Genomic DNA, 1,560 nt, shown 5'->3' with positions numbered 1-1,560 from the left:
TTCAAGTCCATTGTACCAGTGGACTTTTCTTCACTGTCAACCATAAGGGGATAATATCAAATGGGTGGCTTCTTCATTATCTATGAGCAGGTGAATGGGAATACTCCCTCTGTCTCACCAGCCTTTAGCATCGGCTGCCTCGAACAGCTTCGGGACGCTCGTCCACCGAGACCATCATTCACGGTCTCGAAATTGACGGTCGAACCCTCTGTGGGTTCTCTCCCCACACAGCCGCTACACAATAAAAAAGCCACCATAATGGTGGCTGTTCATTTTATTCTGGAGCGGGTGATGGGAATCGAACCCACGCTATTAGCTTGGAAGGCTAAAGTTCTACCATTGAACTACACCCGCAAATAAATGGTCGGGATGACACGATTTGAACATGCGACCCCCTGGTCCCAAACCAGGTGCTCTACCAAGCTGAGCTACATCCCGAAAAAATAAATGGCGCGCCCTAAGAGATTCGAACTCCTGGCCTTTTGATTCGTAGTCAAACGCTCTATCCAGCTGAGCTAAGGGCGCATATAAAGTTGTAATGGAGCGGACGACGGGAATCGAACCCGCGACCCTCGCCTTGGCAAGGCGATGCTCTACCGCTGAGCCACGTCCGCATATTTATTTCATAACAGCTTGTACTTCATTGCTGCGTTTCATCAGCGACAAGTAATAATATATCAAAAATCCAAAGCGATTGCAAGTGTTTTTATAAAAAAAATTTACAAATCATAATAAAATGCTTGCTATATCTAAAATTAGTTCAAGTACGTAGTATCAAATACCCCCGACTGAACCGCTAGTACGGCATCAGAAACTTGTTCTAATGCACTCAGTGGACTGCAAACGGAGATACTGCTTCAAGCTAAGGAACACAAACACAAGCTACAGGAGATGCCACACGCTGAAGGGTTTCAGGCTGTTACTATCGGATCCACATCCCATGCTGAGGGATGGAAGGGTGCCAGATGATACAAGTAGCAGCTGTCAATTCCTTTGCAGCAGGACAGACTACAATCGCGAGTGGGGCTTTATCTACAGCCATTGGATTAAATCTAGATGTAATAGCCCTACATCGATTTTGCTTCCGCAAGAGGTCTGGAACATTTCTTCGTGATCTCAGGCTACAGCTCCTGGTGTGGACTATACCAGCTCGTACGGTGCCTACAAAGCACCCATCCCCTTGACCGCTAATACTTGCAACCGCACGCACCGGCAGAGTCGAAAGGACTGGCAAAATAGAACCCTAACGGTGAATTGGCGGGCAGCATGGAACCCGATCCAATCATAAATGCCCTGTGCTGAAGCGGCTGCTCACAATTGTTGAGACCCCTTCGACATGGGCGAAATTTGCTCAAGCTTGGATGTCTTATCTTTCTACACGCAAAGAGGATCTAGTAGCAAGTCCGCCAAACAGATTGCAAATGAAGGATTGGGTACCTGAAGGACTTCTAGGTAAGTTACTTGTACGTGATGATATCTTACACGTGTAAACCTAAACACAATCATTAGGTACTGACTCTCACACGGAAGGGTTTCAGACTGTTACTAGAGCTGCTGCTT

The 1,560-nt window shown here is 46.9% G+C and carries 4 tRNA genes; all 4 read right to left on the bottom strand.

The features are described 5' to 3' along the window. Nucleotides 1–280 precede the first annotated feature (280 nt). The 4 genes from C558_RS0116160 to C558_RS0116145 all read right to left on the bottom strand — a co-directional run bounded on the left by C558_RS0116160 (nt 281) and on the right by C558_RS0116145 (nt 614). A tRNA-Gly gene (locus tag C558_RS0116160) sits at nt 281–354 on the bottom strand. 7 nt (nt 355–361) lie between these two features. Next, a tRNA-Pro gene (locus C558_RS0116155) sits at nt 362–438 on the bottom strand. 10 nt (nt 439–448) lie between these two features. Then, a tRNA-Arg gene (locus C558_RS0116150) sits at nt 449–525 on the bottom strand. Nucleotides 526–539: 14 nt separating this feature from the next. Further along, nucleotides 540–614: transfer RNA gene (locus C558_RS0116145), tRNA-Gly, on the bottom strand. Nucleotides 615–1,560: the final 946 nt, after the last annotated feature.

The sequence above is a fragment of the Paenibacillus terrigena DSM 21567 genome, assembly GCF_000374845.1.
Taxonomy (GTDB): Bacteria; Bacillota; Bacilli; order Paenibacillales; family Paenibacillaceae; genus Paenibacillus_K; species Paenibacillus_K terrigena.
Note: the sequence above shows the minus strand (reverse complement) of the source record. Positions and strands in the feature narration are given on the sequence as shown.